General features: G+C 69.4%; 16 protein-coding genes. 8 read left to right on the top strand and 8 right to left on the bottom strand.

What is annotated here, in order from left to right; all coding sequences use genetic code 11:
• Nucleotides 1-399 precede the first annotated feature (399 nt).
• Together AB3X08_RS20915 and AB3X08_RS20920 are read right to left on the bottom strand one after the other, a co-directional pair.
• Nucleotides 400-1,146, bottom strand: coding sequence for an anti-sigma factor family protein (locus AB3X08_RS20915; RefSeq protein WP_369934893.1), 747 nt, complete (start codon nt 1,144-1,146; stop codon nt 400-402).
• Complete coding sequence (locus AB3X08_RS20920) at nt 1,143-1,655, bottom strand: RNA polymerase sigma factor (RefSeq protein ID WP_369934894.1); 513 nt, start codon at nt 1,653-1,655, stop codon at nt 1,143-1,145. Before AB3X08_RS20920 ends, AB3X08_RS20915 begins: the two co-directional genes overlap by 4 nt.
• A 251-nt stretch (nt 1,656-1,906) precedes the next feature.
• On the opposite strand from AB3X08_RS20920, the gene AB3X08_RS20925 reads away from it, so the two are divergent.
• Nucleotides 1,907-3,007, top strand: coding sequence for a catalase family peroxidase (locus tag AB3X08_RS20925; protein ID WP_369934895.1), 1,101 nt, complete (start codon nt 1,907-1,909; stop codon nt 3,005-3,007).
• The gene (locus tag AB3X08_RS20930) at nt 3,004-3,585 is read left to right on the top strand and encodes a cytochrome b (RefSeq protein WP_369934896.1); all 582 of its coding nucleotides are present in this window, start codon (nt 3,004-3,006) and stop codon (nt 3,583-3,585) included. The genes AB3X08_RS20925 and AB3X08_RS20930 overlap by 4 nt, the downstream gene beginning before the upstream one ends.
• Nucleotides 3,586-4,206: 621 nt before the next feature.
• Here the strand turns inward: AB3X08_RS20930 and AB3X08_RS20935 are convergent.
• Nucleotides 4,207-5,019: a ThuA domain-containing protein gene (locus AB3X08_RS20935; RefSeq protein WP_369934898.1), complete on the bottom strand. Its 813-nt coding sequence runs from the start codon at nt 5,017-5,019 to the stop codon at nt 4,207-4,209.
• A 626-nt stretch (nt 5,020-5,645) separates the two neighbouring features.
• On the opposite strand from AB3X08_RS20935, the gene fhuE reads away from it, so the two are divergent.
• Complete coding sequence (gene fhuE / locus AB3X08_RS20940; RefSeq protein WP_369934899.1) at nt 5,646-7,796, top strand: ferric-rhodotorulic acid/ferric-coprogen receptor FhuE; 2,151 nt, start codon at nt 5,646-5,648, stop codon at nt 7,794-7,796.
• A 119-nt stretch (nt 7,797-7,915) separates the two neighbouring features.
• Here the strand turns inward: fhuE and AB3X08_RS20945 are convergent, their stop codons facing one another.
• The 4 genes from AB3X08_RS20945 to AB3X08_RS20960 form a co-directional block, all read right to left on the bottom strand.
• Nucleotides 7,916-8,518, bottom strand: coding sequence for a response regulator transcription factor (locus AB3X08_RS20945; RefSeq protein WP_369934900.1), 603 nt, complete (start codon nt 8,516-8,518; stop codon nt 7,916-7,918).
• 52 nt (nt 8,519-8,570) lie between these two features.
• On the bottom strand, nt 8,571-9,770 hold the full coding sequence (locus tag AB3X08_RS20950; RefSeq protein ID WP_369934901.1) for a sensor histidine kinase: 1,200 nt from the start codon (nt 9,768-9,770) through the stop codon (nt 8,571-8,573).
• Nucleotides 9,771-9,906: 136 nt separating this feature from the next.
• Entirely contained in the window at nt 9,907-10,632 is a 726-nt protein-coding gene (locus AB3X08_RS20955) for an ABC transporter permease (protein WP_369938598.1), read from the bottom strand.
• A gap of 98 nt (nt 10,633-10,730) precedes the next feature.
• Complete coding sequence (locus AB3X08_RS20960; RefSeq protein ID WP_369934902.1) at nt 10,731-11,633, bottom strand: ABC transporter ATP-binding protein; 903 nt, start codon at nt 11,631-11,633, stop codon at nt 10,731-10,733.
• A 240-nt stretch (nt 11,634-11,873) separates the two neighbouring features.
• Here AB3X08_RS20960 and AB3X08_RS20965 point away from each other — a divergent pair, with 240 nt between their 5' ends.
• Entirely contained in the window at nt 11,874-13,118 is a 1,245-nt protein-coding gene (locus AB3X08_RS20965) for an efflux RND transporter periplasmic adaptor subunit (RefSeq protein ID WP_369934903.1), read from the top strand.
• Between the two features lie 36 nt (nt 13,119-13,154).
• On the opposite strand, the gene AB3X08_RS20970 is transcribed toward AB3X08_RS20965, so the two are convergent.
• On the bottom strand, nt 13,155-13,310 hold the full coding sequence (locus tag AB3X08_RS20970; RefSeq protein WP_369934904.1) for a hypothetical protein: 156 nt from the start codon (nt 13,308-13,310) through the stop codon (nt 13,155-13,157).
• A 926-nt stretch (nt 13,311-14,236) separates the two neighbouring features.
• Between AB3X08_RS20970 and AB3X08_RS20975 the strand changes: the two genes are divergently transcribed.
• From AB3X08_RS20975 to AB3X08_RS20990, 4 genes are all read left to right on the top strand, one after another.
• Nucleotides 14,237-14,929 (top strand): ABC transporter ATP-binding protein, encoded by a 693-nt coding sequence (locus tag AB3X08_RS20975; RefSeq protein ID WP_369934905.1) that lies wholly within the window; start codon nt 14,237-14,239, stop codon nt 14,927-14,929.
• Between the two features lie 61 nt (nt 14,930-14,990).
• Nucleotides 14,991-16,148: an ABC transporter permease gene (locus tag AB3X08_RS20980; RefSeq protein WP_369934906.1), complete on the top strand. Its 1,158-nt coding sequence runs from the start codon at nt 14,991-14,993 to the stop codon at nt 16,146-16,148.
• 46 nt (nt 16,149-16,194) lie between these two features.
• Nucleotides 16,195-17,508, top strand: coding sequence for an ABC transporter permease (locus tag AB3X08_RS20985; protein WP_369934908.1), 1,314 nt, complete (start codon nt 16,195-16,197; stop codon nt 17,506-17,508).
• A 401-nt stretch (nt 17,509-17,909) separates the two neighbouring features.
• The gene (locus AB3X08_RS20990; protein WP_369934911.1) at nt 17,910-19,067 is read left to right on the top strand and encodes an alpha/beta hydrolase family protein; all 1,158 of its coding nucleotides are present in this window, start codon (nt 17,910-17,912) and stop codon (nt 19,065-19,067) included.
• Nucleotides 19,068-19,108 lie beyond the last annotated feature (41 nt).

Genomic DNA, 19,108 nt, shown 5'->3' on the forward strand with positions numbered 1-19,108 from the left:
GTGTGCACTGTAGGAGCGGCTTCAGCCGCGACAGAAAAGCAAAACCATCAAGGCTCCTCCCGACTTTTCGTCGCGGCTGAAGCCGCTCCTACAGGAACAGCAGCTTGCGGCTTGTCCACTGGGTGCACTGTGGGAGGGACTTCAGTCCCGACGCGACCCAGTCACAGCACCTCCACCGCTTCCCTCGTCGCGACTGAAGTCGCTCCCACAAGAAGCTTGCGGGGCGCGCGCGGTGTGCACTGTAGGAGCGGCTTCAGCCGCGACAGAAAAGCAAAACCATCAAGGCTTCCTCCCGATTTGTTCGTCGCGGCTGAAGCCGCTCCTACAGGAGCAGCAACTTGCGGCCTGCTCGCTGGGTGCACTGTGGGAGGGACTTCAGTCCCGACGTCGTGCGCTGGCTCAGCCCTGCCCGCGCAGTAGCGGGGCGATCTGGCGCATGCGGGTCTGCGTGGCCGGACCGACCAGGGCGAAGGCGGTGTTTCCTTCGGACCAGTACTGGGCCAGCAGGCGGCCGTCGCGGCGCTCGCCGTTGCCGAGGCGGGCGCTGCGCGGGCGCAGGTACAGGCCGATGCGCGCGCCGTCGGCGTCCTGGTAGACCAGCATCGCCGCGGCGCCCTCGGGAGTGGACAGCAAGCGTCCCCCGCGCAGCGCGAAGCCCTGTGACTGCAGGTCCGGCACTGCGCCGGCCGCGCCGAAATGGGTGCGCAACCAGCCCTGCAAGGCCGCCCGCCGCGCCGGGTCGAATTCCAGCGGCTGCTCGCCGTCGGCGAACAGGCGATACGCGGCCACCGCGTCGGCCATCGGCAGGCGCTCGCCGCCGAGGCGGCTGTCGCGCAGCTGCCAGCCGAGCGTGATGCCCAGGCCCAGCGTCAGCACGCAGCTGGCCGCCATGGCGGCCAGCGTGCGGCGCCGCTGGCGCGCACGGCGGCGCAGGGCCGGCATGGTCAACGCGGGGTTGGCCGGCAGCGTCTCGGCACCGGCCCATGCCGCGCGCAGCGCATCGGCGTCCTGCTTCCAGCCGGCCACGCGCGCGGCCTGCGCGGGATTGGCCTGCAGCCACGCCGCCACCTGCGCGCGCCGCGCAGGATCCAGACGGCCATCGACATAGGCGTGCAGGGTTTCGTCGTCGGGGCGCAATACGGTCATTTGAGCACTCGCAAGGCAGGGCTGCCGCTGCGGCCTTCGCCGAGCTGGCGCAGTTTCTCGCGGGCGCGCGACAGCCGCGACATCACCGTGCCGATCGGCAGGTCCAGCGCGGTGGCGGCGTCGCGGTAGCTGAAACCCTCGACGCTGACCAGCAGCAGCAGCGCGCGCTGTTCGGCCGGCAGTTGCGCGAATGCGGCCAGCATCGCGCGACCGTCGTGCACCTGTTCGGCGGACGGCGCCTGGGTCGGCTGCTGCGGCGCGAACAGGGCCAGCACGCGCTGCCAGCGCTGCGCGCGCCGGCGCCCGTCGACGAACTGCCGGTACACGATCGCGAACAGCCACGGCTGCAACGCATCGGCCTCGCGGCGCGTGGACCAGCGCCGCAGCGCGCGCTCCAGCGCGGCCTGCACCAGATCGTCGGCGCTGGCCGCATCGCCGCTCAGCGACTGGGCGAAGCGCCGCAAGCGGGGCATGAGCGCACGCAGGGAATCGTCGTCGAGTTCGTCCATGGGCAGGGGCGTGCGCAGCGCTCGGAAAGGGGCAATCACAGTGAAGACGCACGGCGAGGCGGATTATTCCCCGGCCTGAGCGAACCGCCTCGCTGGGCGGCGCCACCCACACGATTGTGCAGCCTGCCGGGGCCGCACGGCATCGCCGCCGGCAAAAAAAACGCAACGCAGATGCCGAATACGTGCCGTGCCGGGAATAGAACGCGACGCCGGACGTCTCACTCCCAATCGCCGCCACAGGAGTCGCCCCCATGTCCCATCCCGATCCCACCCCGCCGCCCCGCCCGCGGCCCTGGTTGCCGCTGGCCGGCATCGCCACCATCGCCGCCGCGCTCGCTGCCGCCTTCGCCTGGAGCGCGGGCTGGCTGGGTGGCCCGCAGCGGCTGACCGCGCAGCGCATGACCGATGCCATCGAAGCCGGCGGCCCGCCGCATCCGGGCTTCCGCCGCGCGCACAGCAAGGGCATGTGCGTGAGCGGCCATTTCGAAGGCAACGGCCAGGCCAGCGCCCTGTCCTCGGCGCGGGTGTTCACCCAGGCGTCGGTGCCGGTGCTGGGCCGCATGTCGATCGGCGGCGGCGATCCGCACGGCGCCGATGCCAGCGCGCGAGTGCGCAGCATGGCACTGCTGCTGCGCAGCGACGACGGCCAGCAGTGGCGCACGGCGATGAACAGCTTCCCGTTCTTCGTGGTGGCCACGCCGGAGGGCTTCATGGCGCAGACCCTGGCCGCGCAACCGGACCCGGCCACCGGCAAGCCGGACCCGGCGAAGATGGCCGCGTTCCTGCAACGCTATCCGGAAGCGAAGAAATTCCAGCAGTGGGCCAAAACCGCGCCGTGGTCGGACAGCTGGGCCAACACGCAGTACAACGGGGTCAACGCGTTCCGTTTCACTGCCGCCGACGGCAGCAGCCGCTTCGTGCGCTGGTCGATGCGGCCGCAGACCGCGTTCAAGGAACTGTCCGCGGCGCAGCGTGCGCAGGCCGATGCCGACTTCCTCGGCGAGGACCTGCAGGCGCGGCTGGCGCACGGACCGCTGCGCTGGGACCTGGTGTTGACCATGGCCGCGCCCGGCGACCCGGTGGACGATCCCTCGCAGCCGTGGCCGCAGGACCGGCAGCAGATCGTCGCCGGCACGCTGGTGCTCGACCACGCCGAGCCGCAGGCCACCGGCCCGTGCCGCGACCTGAACTACGACCCGTTGATCCTGCCGCGCGGCATCGCCGGTTCCGACGACCCGATCCTGGCCGCGCGTTCGGCGGTGTATTCGCATTCGTTCAACCGCCGCGAGCGCGAGATCAGCCGCGGCCAGGCGCCGGAAGCGACCGGCCAGGCGCACGGGGGTGCGCAATGAGCCGCGCCAACGCCTCCGGGCATTTCAAACTGACCGCGCGCCTGCTGCACTGGCTGATGGCGGCGATGATCCTGACCATGCTGTTCGTCGGCGTGGGCATGGTCGCCTCGGTGTCGCAGCGGCCGTGGCTGCTCGACCTGCACCGCCCGCTGGGCATCGCGATCCTGTTGTTGGCGATCGTGCGCCTGGGCAACCGCCTGCGCCATCGGCCGCCGCCGCTGCCGGCGGACCTGCCGTGGTGGCAAAAAGCCGCCGCGCATGCCTCGCACTGGGTGTTGTATGCGCTGATGCTGGCGATGCCGCTGCTGGGCTGGTCGATGCTGTCGGCCGGCGGCTATCCGATCGTGCTGTGGCCGGGCGTGCAGTTGCCGCCGATCGCGCCGCACAGCGCGGCGCTGTATGCCGGGCTGCGCAGCGCGCATGGCTGGCTGGCGTATCTGCTGTTCGCCACGGTGCTGGGACATCTGTGCGCGGCGCTGTTCCATGCCTGGGTGCGCCGCGACGGGGTGTTTTCGAGCATGGCGCGTGGTGGTGCGACGCCGGTGGCGGAGCAGTCTGTGCGGCGGGAAGAGGGGTGAGCGGTTGCGCTGTGCTGGTTGCTAGCTACCGGATGTTTCGAGGCCTGATCATCGGCTGCGGCTGGCGTGATCGGTAATGCGCGTCGCGACTGAAGGGCACCGCTAATAACTCCATTCCGGAAGCTGCCCGCTGCGCGAGGCGATGGCGTGTTTCTTTTTCCTGTCGCGGCTGAAGCCGCTCCTACAAGAGCACGGCGCGCATGTGTAGGAGCGGCTTCAGCCGCGACAGGAGGACGAAGTGGCCGTGATGCAAAGGCGTTCATGAAAAACGCGGCCGCAACGCCACCGCCTACCGCCAATGTGCCTTTGCCACTCCATGGCATCTCGAACGTCTCGATGCCGGAACCTGCAGGCTGGGCGTGTCGGCGGCTCGCAAGTGCATAGATATGCTTTTTGTTATTACAGGTGCCCTGAAGGCGCTCCCACAAAAAAAACGCGCGGCGTGCTGGCTGTTGCACTGTAAGAGGGCTTTAGCCCCGACAGATTGCTCGACGAAGGTTAGGTTTCTGTCGCGGCTGAAGCCGCTCCTACAGAAGCGCCGGCCAGCAAGCCACCCGCTTTTCGTAGGAGCGGCTTCAGCCGCGACGGATTGCCAGGCAGCGCGGGTACGACGCAGGAGGATCAGCGCGAGCGCGACGCGGGCGTGGCGCTCTCGCCGGCGATGCCGTGGCCGGTGGCGGCCCAGTAGATGCCGCCGTACAGGTGTTCGAGGTAGCGCGGATCGTTGTAGGCCTCGGCCTGGTGGCCGAGCGCGGTGACGAACACGCGCGCGCCTTCGAAGCGGTGGTACCAGGCCACCGGATGCGGCGTGCCCATGCCCTTGGCGACCTGGCCGGGCCAGATCAAGGTGGGGTCGTAGCTGCTTTCGTCCACCGTCAGCAGCGTGACCAGGTCGTCGCTGTACGGCGGGTCGTATTCGTACCACTCGTCCGACCACAGCCAGCGCTGCGGCAGGCCGGCGGTGGCGGGGAAGTTGCGGTCGACCACATCCACCATCGCGGTCTGCAGGTACGGATGGGTGCGGAAGGAGCGGCCGATCAGGCGGTCGTACCAGTCCCACTGTCCGCGCGCGATCGCGAACGCCTTGTGCACCGCGACCACGCCACCGCCGCCACGCACGTATTTCTGAAAATTGGCGCGCTGCGCCGGATTCAGGTCGGTGGCCGGCGTATTGAGCAGCACGATGGCCGCGTACTGCGACAGGTCGCCATCGAAGGCCTCGGCGTTCCAGGCCCACACCAGCTCGAAGTAGTGCTGCCGCGCCAGTGCCTCGAACTGCGGCTTGGCCACCGGGATGTAGTCGTGGTGGTACTTGTTGGGAATCGCCGCGACCAGCACCTTGAACTGGCCGTCGGCGGCCAGCGCGGCGCCTGCCGGCAGCGACCAGGCCAGCAGCAGCGACCATCCGCACAACACTGCGCGCATCCACTTCATCCACATCCTCCTGTCGGTCGATCCGGGCGCATCCATCGGGATTCGAGATGGTGGCGGTGGGCGGAATCGAACCGCCGTCCGCAGACGCTCCATTCCGGGCACTCCTTGCCTGGCGCGTCGCTGGATCCGATTGCGGACAGCATAGTCGCTGGCGGCAGCGCGACCACGCGGGCACGTACAATTTCATAGGCGCCTGCGCTTCCGGCATACCGATCGCCAGCGCGCGGCGGGCGTGTCCGCCGCAGCCCTCGCCGGCGGGCCACTTGCGGCAGCCCACATCGCCCATTGCGCCCCCGATCTTTCCGCCCAAAACGCCAGGGCCTGCGCGCAATATGGCAGCGCCGACATGGCCGCGCTGACCCGACACCGTTACACTTGCCACCGTGGGCGCGCCGTGATCGCCAGGTCACCCCGCCCGTTTCCCGAAACACCCGTCCCTGCGCCGGCCGCCCTTCTCGCGGCAGCCGGCCGCATCGACAGCGCCAGCCAGGTGCCGACGTCCCGCATACAGGCCTCGCCTGCGCACGGCGCATGTCCCGCTCCAAGCCAGCATCCCAATCCGACCATCCTGCGGCGCTGCGTGCAGCGCCGTCGATGGCCATGCCTGCTTGCCCCGGAGCCCTGCGATGACCCGTTTCCCCCCTCCCCGCCATTTCCCGCGCCGCTGCGCCCTGGCCATGGCCTGCCTGCTCGCCAGCCTGCCGGCCTTCGCCGCCGATGCGCTCGCCGACACCGCGGCCGACGGCGATGTGACCACCCTCGACAAGGTCAGCGTCAAGGGCGAGCGCGCCGAAGGCTACAGCGTGCGCAAGACCACGGCCGGCACCCGCTTCGAACTGGCGCCGCGCGAGATCCCGCAGTCGGTGAGCATCATCAGCCACCAGCGCATCGAGGATCAGGGCCTGGACGACATCATCGACGTGCTGGAGAACACCACCGGCGTGTCCAACACCCGCTCGGACAGCGAACGCTTCGAGTTCTACGCGCGCGGCTTCTACATCGACAACTACCAGTTCGACGGCATCCCGACCACGATGGTGCAGAACTGGAGCTACGGCGACTCGGCGCTGGACCTGGCGCTGTACGACCGCGTGGAAGTGGTGCGCGGCGCCACCGGGCTGATGACCGGCGCGGGCAACCCGTCCGCCTCGGTCAACCTGATCCGCAAGCACGCCGACAGCGCCGAGCTGACCGGCAGCGTGCAGGTCACCGCCGGCAGCTGGGGCAGGACGCGCTCGACGGTGGACGTCACCACCCCACTCAACGCCAGCGGCACGGTGCGCGCACGGGTGATCGGCAGCTACCTGGATACCGATTCGTACGTGGACCGCTACAGCCAGAACAAGACCCTGGGCTATGCGGTGATCGATGCCGACCTGAGCCCCAACACCCAGCTGAGCGTGGGCTACGACTACCAGAAGAAGCAGTCCGACGATGTCACCTGGGGCGGCTTCCCGCTGTGGTATTCCGACGGCAGCCGCACGAACTATGCGCGTTCGTTCAACCCGGCCGCGGACTGGACGTTCTGGGACACCACCACCAAGCGCGCCTTCGCCACCGTGCAGCACGATTTCGCCAATGGCTGGAAGCTGAGGGGCAACGCCACCCACGACCAGACCAACGTCACCGACAAGCTGTTCTACCCGTATTACACGATCTACGGCTTCGACAAGACCACCGGCGCCGGCGTGGTGCCCTACTCCGGCTACTACGTCACCGAGCGCAAGGTCGATGGCCTGGACGGCTATGCCGAAGGCCCGCTGCAGCTGTTCGGGCGCGAGCACGAACTGATGGCCGGCGTCAGCTACAACCGCCGCCGCTACGTCAACGACGGCGCGTTCGATTTCCCGGCGCCGATGGCCAGCTATCTGAACTGGGCCGGCGACTATCCGGAACCGACCTGGTCGGCGCTGACCGAATTCAGCCGCGGCACCGTCACTCAGAAGGCCGGCTATGCGGCCGCGCGGTTCTCGCTGGCCGATCCGCTGAAGCTGATCGTGGGTGCGCGCTATACCGACTGGAAGGTGGATGGCGCTGAGAGCGGCGTGGCGTACACCAGCCGGCAGAAGGAAACCACGCCGTATGCCGGCCTGGTCTATACGATCGACGATGTGTGGTCGGCCTACGCCAGCTACACCGACATCTTCCAGCCGCAAACGGCGCGCAACCGCAACGGCGCCTACTTGGATCCGGTGATCGGCAAGAGCTACGAGGCAGGGGTCAAGGCGGCGTGGTTCGACGACCGCCTCAACGCATCGCTGTCGGTGTTCCGCATCGAGCAGGACAACGTCGCCCAGGCCACCACCGAGTTCGTGCCGGGCACCACCGAGACGGCGTACGTCGCGGCGCAGGGCACGGTCAGCCGCGGCTTCGAGTTCGAGGTGAACGGCGAACTGGCTCCGGGCTGGAACGGCACCTTCGGCGCGGCGCGCTACGTGGCCAAGGACGCCGGTGGCGCGGACATCAATTCGCAGCTGCCGCAGACCACGCTCAAGCTCTATACCAGCTACACCCCGCGCAGCCTCGCCGAGCTGACCTTCGGCGGCGGCGTCAACTGGCAGAACCGCATCTACTACGTCGATGCGACCTACGGCCGCTTCGAGCAGGATGCCTATGCGCTGGTCAGCGCGTTCGCGCGCTACCGGCTGTCGGACAACATCACCGTGCAGGCCAACCTCAACAACCTGCTGGACAAGAAGTACTACGCGCAGATCTACGGCTATGGCGCCTGGGGCGAACCGCGCAGCGGCGCGCTGAGTTTCACCTGGTCGTTCTGATCCGCCACGCCGCCCAGCGCGCTGCGCTGGGCGCGCCTGGTTTTTATACCCGAATGCCGGTGGCCCGCGTCCGCCGGCATTCGCGTTTCTGGCGGCACGCGCCGCGGCGCACAACAGCGCTACAGCCAGCCCTTCTGCCGCGCCAACCGCGCCGCCTCGATGCGGTTGCCGACACCGAGCTTGCCGATCGCCTCGGACAGGTAATTGCGCACGGTGCCGTGCGAGAGCCCGAGTTGCGCGGCGATGTCGCCGGCCGAGGCACCCTCGCCGGCCAGGCGCAGCACCTGGCGTTCGCGGTCGTTGAGCGGATCGGCGTCGGACCAGGCTTCCAGCGCCAGTTCCGGATCGATCGCGCGGCCGCCGCGGTGCACCTGGCGGATCGCATCGACCAGGCGCTCGGGCGGCGCATCCTTCAACAGATAGCCGCCGACGCCGGCATCCAGCGCGCGGCGCAGGAAACCGGGCCGCGCGAAGGTGGTGACGATGACCACGCGGACCGGCAACTGCTGGCGTTGCACCCGCTGCGCCAGTTCCAGGCCGCTGAGGCCGGGCATCTCGATGTCGGTGACCAGCAGGTCCGGCGTATGCGCCTGCAGCGCGCGCCATGCGGTTTCGCCGTCGGCGGCGCTGGCGACCACGTCGATATCCGCTTCCAGGCCCAGCAGCGCGCCCAGCGCGCCGCGCACCATCGCCTGGTCTTCCGCCAGCACTAGTCGAATCACGCCCGCCCCCGGTCCTTGTGGGCGCATTGTAGGGCGCCGGCCAGGGCGATGCTCAGCGCAGCGCGGGATCCTGGCGACCGTGCGTTTCGGGTGCGGTGTCCGGTGCGGGCGGCAGCGCGCTCGGCGGCGTGCGCGGCAACGGTGCCGACGCCAGCAGGCGGGTGCCCTGGCCGCGCTCGGACTCGATCCGCAGGGTCCCGCCCACCGCTTCCAGCCGCTCGCGCATGCTGGCCAGCCCGGTGCCTGGCTGCATCGCGCTGCCGCGGCCATCGTCGCGGATCTCCAGCAAGGCCTGGCCGTGCTCGCACCACAGCCGCAGCTGCGCGTTGCCGGCGCCGGCATGGCGCTGGATGTTGGTGGCGGCCTCGCGCAACACCATGGCGAACACGGTCTCCAGCTGCGCGCACTGCGGCAGCGCGTCGACCTGGTAACGGAACGTGACCCCGGAGGATTCCAGCAGCAGCTTGGCCGAGGCCATCTCCGCCGCCAGCTGGGCGGCACGGATGCCGCTGACCGCGCGCCGCACCTGCCCCAGCGCCTCGCGCGCGACCTGGCCGACGTCGTCCATCTCCTGCCGCGCCGCGGCCGGATCGCGCGCCAGCAGGCGCGCGGCCAGGTCTGCCTTCAGCGCCACCAGCGACAGCGTGTGGCCGAGCAGATCGTGCAGGTCGCGGCCGATGCGCTCGCGCTCGGCCACCGCGGCCAGGCGCCGCACCTCCTCGTGGCTCAGGCGCAGTTGCGCATCGGCGCGCGCACGGCGTTCGAAGCTGATGTTCATCAGCCCCACCGCCAACCCCACCAGCACCGCGCTGACCATGTACAAGGGCGACCAGCCGCGCGACCACCATGCTCCCGCGAACAGCGCCAGCAACAGCAGCATCGCCAGCAGCGCCCGCGGCGTGCTGAAGCAGAACGGCATGAACGCGCAGGCGAAGATGATGTAGCACTGCGCGCCGGGGTTGTACGGCAGCAACACGAAGGCCAGCGCGGCCATGCCGGCCACGCACCAGCGCAGGTAGCGGCGGTGGCGGTAGTAGGCGCAGTAGTACAGCGCCAGGAACACGGCGTAGCTGGTCATGGTCGGCCGGAACCAGCGGGTGAAGTAATGCGGCTCGTACAGCGGCGTCACGAACAGCCAGATCGACCAGATCAACGACAGCCACACGAACCAATGCGCGCTGCGGGTGGCCGTGGCCGACGTCATGCGCCGGGCGATCAGCGATTCGGGCGAGGCGTGCAGCAAGGCGATCACGGCAGGCTCCAGGGGCGGACGCGCTGCCGCGGGGCATAGCATAGCGAGCGCGAGCGGATGCCGCGCGGCGCTGCCGGCGGCGTGGCGGGAACGGGAGACGCCGGCATGGCCGCGCCGGCACCACGGATGCCGGCCATCAGCCGCGGCGCAGGCGCCGATGCGCCAGCGCAAAGAACGCCACGGTCATCGCCAGCAACGCGGCGACGTGGCCGGCGCTGCTGCCGCCGTTGTCCTGGCCGACCACGCGCAGCGCGAGCTGGCCCAGGTGATAGGACGGCCACAGCGGCGCCAGCGTGGTCAGCAGCGACGGCAGCAGTTGCAGCGGGATCCACAGGCCCGACAGGAACGCCATCGGCAGGTAGATCAGGTTGACCACCGCCGGCGCGCCGCTGCCGCCGACGCGGGCGCCGATGTACAGGCCGATCGCGCAGAACGGCAGCGTGCCCAGCACATCGACCAGCAACAGCAAGGCACGTTGCGGCAGCGCCAAGCGAACCCCGCCTAGCGTGCTGCCCAGCAGTTGCAGCACCACCCCGATCGCCAGCGCGAACAGCATCGCCAGCGCCGTGCGCGCCAGCAGCATCGCCCCCGCCGGCACCGGCAGCGCGCGCTTGAGCGTCAGCAGGCCGCGTTCGCGGTCCAGCGCCAGGCCCACGCCGAAACCAAACAGCGCCGGCGCCATCACCCCGAACACGCCGTAGCTGGCCATCAGGTACACCGCGGCGGCGGGATTGCCGCGGTTGAGCACCACGCCGAACAGCAGGTAGAACATCGGCGGGAACAGCAGGGTCGGCAGCGCGAAGGAGGGCGCGCGCAGCCAGCGCAGCAGTTCGTAGCGGATCTCGCGCAACAGCAATGCCATGTACTCGCGCCACGGCAATACGGACGCGTCATACGGCAGTGCGGTGGCGCCATGCGCCGGCGTTGCGGCCGGCGCGCTGCGGCGTGGATCGGGCGCGTTCATGCGGCCTCCGCACGGGTGATGGCGAGGAAGGCGTCGGCCAGGCCGGCGCGCCTGACTTCCAGTTCGTCCAGCCCCGGATCGGCGGCGAGCAAGTGCGCCACCACCGGCTCGGCGGGTTCGGCGACGATCTCCAATACGCCGTCGCGGCCGTCCACGCGGCGCACCTGCGGCCAACTCGCCACCTGCGCCACCGCCAGCGCGCTGCGGCAGCGGATCGTGCGTTGCTCGAAGCGCGCCCGCAGCTGCGCCACGCTGCCCTCGGCGATCAGCGTCCCGCGTTGCAGCACCGCGACCCGGTCGGCCAGCGCCTCGGCCTCTTCCAGATAGTGCGTGGTCAGCAGCACCGCACAGCCGTCCGCGACCAGCTCCTGGATCGCCCGCCACAGGCCCTGCCGCGCCTCGATGTCCAGACCGGTGCTGGGTTCGTCCAGGAACAGCACCCGCGGCCGCCCGCAGATCGCCATCGCGAACTGCACGCGCCGCTGCTGGCCGCCGGACAGGCCGCCGTAGCGGCGCGCCATCAGCCCATCCAGCCCGGCCAGCGCCACGCAGTCGGCGACGCTGCGCGGGCGCCGATAGTAGCCGCGCGCCTGGTCCAGCAATTCGCCCACGCGCAGCGTGTCCGGCAGCCCGGCGGACTGCAGCATCACCCCGGCCTGGCGCCGCGCGCCGAGCGCGCGCGGATCCTGCCCGCACAGCTGCGCGCTGCCGGCGTCGGCCACCTGCAGCCCGAGCAGCAGCGCCACCGCGGTGCTCTTGCCCGCGCCGTTGGCGCCGAGCAGGGCCAGCAGCTGGCTGCGCTGCAGCTGCAGGTCCACGTCGTCCAGCGCGACCACCGCACCGTAGCGTTTGTGCACGCCGCGCAGCTGCGCCAGCGGAAGAGTGTCGGAAGCGGGCATCGGCAGGGACCGGTGGTGGCAGGAGTGACCATGCTGCGCCGCGCAGCCGGCGCCTCCCAGTGCGGCCCGTCAGCCGCGGCGGGTGACAGCTGTCACTGGCGATGGCCGCGCGATTGCCGCATGCTGCGCACCACGCCATGGGGAATGGCGCCGCAGCGCAACGCAGAAAGTGACTTCCGGCAACTGGGAAGCACGCGTCTCGCCGCCCACACTGCGCTTACCGATTCATCCAGGGACACGATGAGTACCTCCGCCGATCTGCTCAAAGAACTCCGTATCGACCGCAAGGCGCCGCCGAGCGAACCGCCGTCGCGGCGCGGGCTGTGGATCGCCGTGGTCCTGGCGCTGCTGCTGGCGCTGGGCGTCGGCGGCTGGCTGCTGTTCGGCCGCAGCAAGCCCATCGAGGTGACCACCGCGCCGGTGGTGGCGATCGCCGCCGGCAGCAGCAGCGCTTCGGTGCTGGACGCCAGCGGCTACGTGGTGGCGCGGCGCATGGCCACGGTCTCGGCGAAGATCACCGGCAAGGTGCGCGAGGTGCTGATCGAGGAAGGCATGCGCGTGGAGCAGGGCCAGGTGATGGCCACACTGGACCCGATCGACGCCAGCGCGCAGCGGCAGCTGTCGGCCTCGCAGCTGGACGCGGCGCGCAGCCAGGTGGCCAACATGCAGGCGCAACTGCGCCAGGCCGAAGCCGATGCGCAGCGGTTGCAGACGCTGTCCACGCAGCAGCTGGTGTCGCGCTCGCAGTACGAGCAGGCGCTGTCGCAGCGCGATGCCTTGCGCGCGCAGCTGCAGAGCGCGCAGCGCAATGTGGTGGTGGCCGGCAACCAGCTGTCGATCTCCGACCTCAACGTGGACAACACCATCGTGCGCGCGCCGTTCTCCGGCGTGGTCACCGCCAAGGCGGCGCAGCCGGGCGAGATCGTCTCGCCGCTGTCGGCCGGCGGCGGTTTCACCCGCACCGGCATCGGCACGGTGGTGGACATGGATTCGCTGGAGATCGAGGTGGAAGTGGGCGAGGCCTTCATCGGCCGGGTCAAGCCGGGCATGCCGGTGGAAGCCACGCTCAACGCCTACCCGGAGTGGAAGATCCCGGCCGAAGTGATCGCGATCATCCCCTCGGCCGACCGCGGCAAGGCCACGGTGAAGGTCCGCGTGGCGCTGAAGCAGAAGGATCCGCGGATCGTGCCGGAGATGGGCGTGCGCGTGAGCTTCCTGGAAGCCCCGCAGGCACAGGCGCAGGACAAGCCGCAGGGCGTGCGCGCACCGGGCGCGGCGATCGTCAAGCGCGGCGGGCAGGACGTGGCGTTCGCACTGAAGGAGGACAACACGGTCGAGCAGCGCGCGCTGAAGACCGGCATCGCGCTGGGCGACGACCGCCAGGTGCTGTCGGGCCTGGCGGCGGGCGACACCGTGGTGCTGGACCCGCCGGAGACGTTGCACGACGGGGTCAAGGTGAAGATGGCGGAGGCGACCGAGCAATAGGGTCGGCCGCTGTGAGAGACCGCGCATTGGCGCGAATCACCGTATGCCACCCGTATTGCCGCCGCCTTGCTGCATCGCCACGAGCTGCGCAGCTGGATTGGTTGCCATCCCGTTGTTGATGTAGTGGATCTCGTTCCAACTGATCGTTGACTGCGTCGCCTGGCTGCACTCGTGCTGGATCGAGCCGGTCATCGGCTGCAAAAGCTCCAACCGCCATCCACTGTTGCTGTTGATATTGATATTGATATTGCTTTAGCTGTTCTTCTGCCCTGACTGTTGCTCTGCTCTAGCTGTTGCTTTGCTCTGGCTATCGTTCTGCTCCGGCTGTTGCTTTGCTGCTGGTGTGCTTTGCTTTTGCTTTTGACTTTCCGGGTTCCCTTCCGCAGCGGCGGATGGACCGGGGAAAAACCCGAAGGGCGGCGCACATGGATGTGCGCCGTCCGCGGCAGGGGCAGGATGCCCCTTCCGCGGATCCCCGGTGCATCCGCGGACCCGGAGCGCGCAGCGCGGAGGGCGCGTAGGCAGGGCGCGCTTGACCAGCCTTCGGCTGTGGTAAAGCGCTTCTTTTGGTTACTTTTCTTTGCGCGAGCAAAGAAAAGTGACCCGCCCTAGGGCGGAAGCTTTTGCTTTGCTGTTGCCTTGTTTGCTTGAGCGTCGCCTTTGTAGGAGCGGCTTCAGCCGCGACACATTCCTGACAGAATCAGTCGCGGCTGAAGCCGCTCCTACAATGATTAGACCACCGCCATCGCCATCGCCATCGCAAGAGCAAGAGCAAGAGCAAGCAAGAGAGAGCAAAAGCTTTCGCCTTACGGCGAGTTACTTTTCTTTGCTTGTGCAAAGAAAAGTAATCAAAAGAAAGCACACCCTACTCCGCGCCCTCCGCGCTGCGCGCTCCGGGTCCGCGAATAGGACGGGATTCGCGGAAGGGGCATCCTGCCCCTGCCGCGAATCCCGTCCTATTCGCCGCTGCGTAAGGGACCCGGTAAAGCAAAAAAGCAACCGCAACAGCAACGACAAGCGACAAGCGACAAGCGACAAGCGACAAGCGACACGAGCATCCGCGCACCGCCTCACCGCCATCGGCACATCCACTACCGTCCACTGCCAGGAACACCACCATGTCCACCCTCGTCAAACTGCGCAACGTCACCAAGACCTACCAGCGCGGACCCGAGAAAGTACAAGTCCTGCACGGCATCGACCTGGACATCGCACGCGGCGACTTCGTCGCCCTGATGGGTCCCTCCGGCTCCGGCAAGACCACCCTGCTGAACCTGATCGGCGGCCTGGATACCCCCAGCGGCGGCGAGATCGAGATCGAAGGCGAACGCATCGACCGCATGAGCGGCGGGCAGCTGTCCACCTGGCGCAGCCAGCACGTCGGCTTCGTGTTCCAGTTCTACAACCTCATGCCCATGCTCACCGCGCAGAAGAACGTGGAACTGCCGCTGCTGCTGACCAACCTCAGCGCCGCCCAGCGCAAGCGCAACGCCGAGATCGCGCTGACCCTGGTCAACCTCGCCGACCGCCGCAGCCACCGCCCCAACGAACTGTCCGGTGGCCAGCAGCAGCGCGTGGCGATCGCCCGCGCCATCGTCTCCGACCCCACCTTCCTGATCTGCGACGAACCCACCGGCGACCTGGACCGCACCGCCGCCGAGGAGATCCTGCACCTGCTGCAGCAGCTCAATCGCGAACACGGCAAGACCATCATCATGGTCACCCACGACCCCAAGGCCGCCGAGTACGCCAGCCATACCGTGCACCTGGACAAGGGCGAGCTGGCCGACGCACCGCTCGTGGCGCACTGAACCGGCCGCTGCCGCCGCGCGCGTTCCGCGCCCCGGCATCCCGTCCCTTGGAGAATCGAACATGAAATATCTTTCGTTGATCTGGGCACAGCTGTTCCGCAGCAAGACCCGCACCCTGCTGACCCTGCTGTCGGTGGTCGCTGCGTTCCTGCTGTTCGGCATGCTCGACTCGGTGCGCGTGGCGTTCAATTCCGGCGGCAGCGTCGAAGGCGCCAGCCGGCTGATCGTGTCCTCGCGGCTGTCGATCACCCAGTCGCTGCCGGTCAGCCTGGAGTCGCAGATCGCCTCGGTGCCGGGGGTGAAGAAGGTCACCTACGCGATGTGGTTCGGCGGCATCTACCAGGATCCGAAGAACTTCTTCCCCAACTTCTCGGTAGCGCCGAACTTCTTCGACGTCTACAGCGAGTACGACGTGCCGCCGGCGCAGCTCAAGGCGTTCCGCGAGACCCGTACCGCCGCCGCGGTGGGCGCCGCCTTGGCCAAGAAGCATGGCTGGAAGATCGGCGACACCATCCCGCTGCAGGCCACCATCTTCCCGCGCGGCGGCAGCAACGACTGGCCGCTGACCCTGACCACCATCTTCAAGGTCAAGGACGCCAAGAACGCGCAGGCCGAGAACCAGTTGATGATGAACTGGAAGTACTTCGACGAGTCCAACGACTACATCAAGAACAAGGTCAGCTGGTACACCGTGCAGCTGGGCAACGCCGACCAGGCGTCGCGGGTGGCGCAGGCGATCGACGCGCTGTCGCTCAATTCCGACCACGAGACCAAGAGCCAGACCGAGGCCGCATTCTCGCAGGCCTTCGCCAAGCAGTTCGCCGACGTCGGGCTGATCGTCACCGCGATCATGGCCGCGGTGTTCTTCACCCTGCTGCTGCTCACCGGCAACACCATGGCGCAGGCGGTGCGCGAGCGCATCCCGGAACTGGCAGTGCTGAAGACGCTCGGTTTCCGCGACGGCACCGTGCTGACCCTGGTGATGGCCGAGTCGGTGCTGCTGATCGTGCTCGGCGGCCTGATCGGCATGGGCCTGGCGGCGCTGATCATCCCCGGCGTGGCTGCGGCCAGCGGCGGCATCATGCCGCTGCGCGGCGTGCCGGCGCAGACCTGGGGGATGGCGTTGGGGCTGATGGTCGCCATCGGCATCGTGGTCGGGCTGCTGCCGGCATTGCGCGCGCAGCGCCTGAAGATCGTGGACGCGCTGGCCGGGCGCTGAGCCCGCCGCCGCATCGCTCCCTGTCGCATTCTCGGAAGACGCACTGATGAAACTCAAACTCTGGTTGGGAAACCTGCTCTCGCTGCTGCTGCTCGGCATCGGGCTGGCGCTGTGGATCGTCTTGCCCTGGTATGGCGTGCTGGCGCTGGCGGCCGGCGTGGCGTTGTGGCTGCTGCTGACCCGCAGCGGCCGCCTGGCGCTGGCGGCCACCCGCATCGGCGTGGCCAGCCTCCCGCAACGCTGGGGCGCTTCGTCGGTGATCGTGGTCGGCATCGCCGGCGTGGTCGGCGTGTTGGTGGCGATGCTGGCGATGGGCGAAGGCTTCCAGGCCACGCTCAACAGCACCGGCGACGACACCACCGCGATCGTGCTGCGCGGCGGCTCCGGCGCCGAGACCAACTCGGTGATCACCCGCGACCAGGTGCCGCTGATCGCCAGCCTGGCCGGCGTGGCCAAGGGCGCCGACGGCAAGCCGCTGGTGTCCGCGGAGCTGTCGCAGGTGATCAACCTGCCGAGCAAGGCCGACGGCACCGACACCAACGTGCAGTTCCGCGGCGTCGGCGACGCCGGCTGGGCGGTGCACGACAAGCTCAAGATCGTCGAAGGCCGCCGCTTCGGCGCCGGTCTGCGCGAGATCGTGGTCGGCCAGGGCGCCAAGGCGCAGTTCCGCGGGCTGGACGTGGGCAAGACGTTGAGCCTGGGCCGCGAGCAGTGGACCGTGGTCGGCGTGTTCGCCTCCGGCGATGCGCACGACTCGGAGCTGTGGGCCGACGCGCAGACCCTGGCGTCGACCTACAACCGCAGCGCCTACCAGTCGATCAACGTGCGCACCGCCGGCAAGGACGGCTACGCGCAGTTCAAGGCGGCGATGGCGGCCGACCCGCGACTCAAGCTCGACGTGGAGACCACCCGCGCCTATTACGCCAAGCAGGGCGGCAACCTCAGCAAGGTGATCAGCATCCTCGGCACCGTGATCGGCGCGATCATGGCGGTCGGCGCGGTGTTCGGCGCGCTCAACACCATGTACGCGGCGGTGGCCACCCGCGCCCGCGAGATCGCCACGATGCGCGCGATCGGCTTCCGCGGCCTGCCGGTGGTGACCGCGGTGATGCTGGAGACGATGCTGCTGGCGCTGCTCGGCGGACTGCTCGGCGGGCTGATCGCCTGGGCCGTGTTCAACGGCTACAGCGTGTCCACGCTGGGCAGCAACTTCAGCCAGGTGGTGTTCCAGTTCAAGGTCTCGCCGGCGCTGCTGTGGAGCGGGCTGAAGTGGGCGCTGGGCATCGGCCTGGTCGGCGGGCTGTTCCCGGCGCTGCGCGCGGCGCGGTTGCCGATCACCACCGCCCTGCGCGCGCTGTAACCGGCGCAGCGCGATAGCGCGCCCGCCAGGCGATGGCTGCCTGGCGGGCAGATCGCAGCGCGCGGGCCTCCTGCGCGCATGCGCGGGGCGGCGGGACGCGCAGCAAAGCCTGCCGGTGCACCGCCGTTGCATGTGAGCCATCGCGTGGCGACGCGCCGTGACCAAGGCAGACGCTAGGTGCCGGTCACGGCCGCTGCTGGCTCGATCGCGGTGCGGCCGGCATCCGAGCGACGCGGCGCCGACACCCCCCGGCGCAGGCGCGGCCGGTGAAACCGGGCAGACGATCCCCACTCCCAGCCAAACGCCCGGCCCGCGTCATCGTTTCGTCATCCAATTGCGGTAGAGCCGCGACGGCGAAGGCGCTAGCCTGCGCGGCCATTCATCCACCGCCTACCGCCATCATGTCGTCGCGCCTGCGCCTGTTGCTCGTCCTCTGCGCCAGCCTGTGCCTGACCAGCCTGGGCCTGGCCGCCCGCTCCTCCACCTCGCTCAGCGACCGCCTGGTCGCGCCGGGCGGCGTGTCGCCGCTGATGGACGAAGAACGCATCCAGGGCCTGCTGGCGACGCTGCCCAACCGCAGCGGGCACGTGCTCACCCCGGCAGGCATCCCGATCTTCTGGCGTGCGATCGATCCGGGCGACTACCGCATGCGCTACCGCTACGAGCACGCCGGCCGCGACGCCAACGGCCACGAGCGCGCCGATTTCGCGATGGACGTGGCCGCGCCGCAGCCCGGCAGCCAGGCCGCGCCCCGCGGCACCGTGGTGCTGCTGCACGGCTGGATGATGGACGGCGATTCGCTGCTGCCGTGGTCGCTGGACCTGGCCCAGGCCGGCTACCGCAGCATCAGCATCGACCTGCGCAACCACGGCCGCTCCGGCGGCGGCCCGGCCGGCTACGGCACCCGCGAGTCCGACGACGTGGTCGCGGTGATCCGCGCGCTGCGCGCCCGCGGCGAGATCCAGGGCCCGCTGTACCTGTTCGGCGTGTCCTACGGCGCCGCCACCGCGCTGTTCACCGCGCAGAAGCTGGGCGGCGACGTCGAAGGCGTGGTGGCGATGGAATCCTTCGCCAACGCCGGCCGCGGCATCCGCGACATGATCCCGCACATGCTCGCCAGCCGCCCGCGGGGCTGGATGGCCAGCGCCGCGATGGACCTGGCGCGCTGGCGCTACGGCGGGCAGAACCTGGACGCGGTCATCGCCAACGCCAATCAGCGCCTGGCGCTGAACCTGGACCAGGTCGACGTGACCGCCGCCGCGCGCACCGCGCCGGCCTGCCTGCTGCTGCTGCACGGCAGCGCCGACGAACACATTCCCGTCGCGCACGGCCGCCTGCTGGCGCTGGACGCGCCGCGCGCGCACTACCTGGAGATGCCCGGCGAGAACCACATCAGCCTGCCGATGCGACTGGACCTGCTGGCGCCGACCGTGGAGGACTGGTTCGCCGAACTGCCGGCGCAGCGCCACGACGGCCACTGCCCGGCGCCGCTGGCGCCGCGCGTGGATGCCGAGCAGCAGCTGACGGCCAATGCTACCGCGAGCGCCAGCCGCGGTTGAGCGGGGATTGGGGATTCGGGATTGGGGATTCGCAACAGCTG

Source organism: Xanthomonas sp. DAR 34887, assembly GCF_041245805.1.
GTDB lineage: Bacteria > Pseudomonadota > Gammaproteobacteria > Xanthomonadales > Xanthomonadaceae > Xanthomonas_A > Xanthomonas_A tesorieronis.